At 32.9% G+C, this 557-nt stretch carries 1 pseudogene; it reads left to right on the top strand.

Annotated elements, in window-relative coordinates:
• Window positions 1-184 precede the first annotated feature (184 nt).
• A pseudogene (locus ACXM1Q_RS09400) lies at window positions 185-283 on the top strand (IS30 family transposase); the annotation flags it as partial.
• Window positions 284-557 lie beyond the last annotated feature (274 nt).

The following is a 557-nucleotide window of genomic DNA, read 5'->3' as shown; positions in this document are numbered from 1 at the left end:
GAAATCATAACATCCATAAAAACGTCCTCCTAAGCTAATTATATGCTTAAGAGGACGCTTTTACGAATATTTATCGGTTACTGAAAATTTTCAATAGGGAGTTTTCTTCATGCGTTTGTCGTGGAATTATGAGCTTTCAAATGTGGTCTTATTTTAAATTCTAGGTCTTAACTTAATGACATTGACCTCAAAAGAGGTCGCCTTTATTGAAAATTGGATAAACAACTATCCTAAAAAATGCTTGGGCTACAAGTCGCCGAAGGAATTTCTTCTGGGTGGCTAACTTGAACTTGAAATTTAGGATTATGTTTTATTTCTATGAAAAAACGACCTTTCTTTTCAGAAAAGTCATTTTTACAACCGTAGATTCCAAAATTCCAGGTGGATCATAATCAACAAATTGATTTAATGAATTCTTCAAAACTAATCTAATCAAACATACTAAGATTAGTAGTGAGGGAATCTTCGACGGAAGATTTTCTCACTACTTTTTCTTTATGTTAAAGTAGAGGTGTCTTGTTAAGTCGTGCTTAAATTTGGCGCTTAACGTCGTATTT

It is taken from the genome of Streptococcus sp. 10F2, from assembly GCF_054331515.2.
Note: the sequence above shows the minus strand (reverse complement) of the source record. Positions and strands in the feature narration are given on the sequence as shown.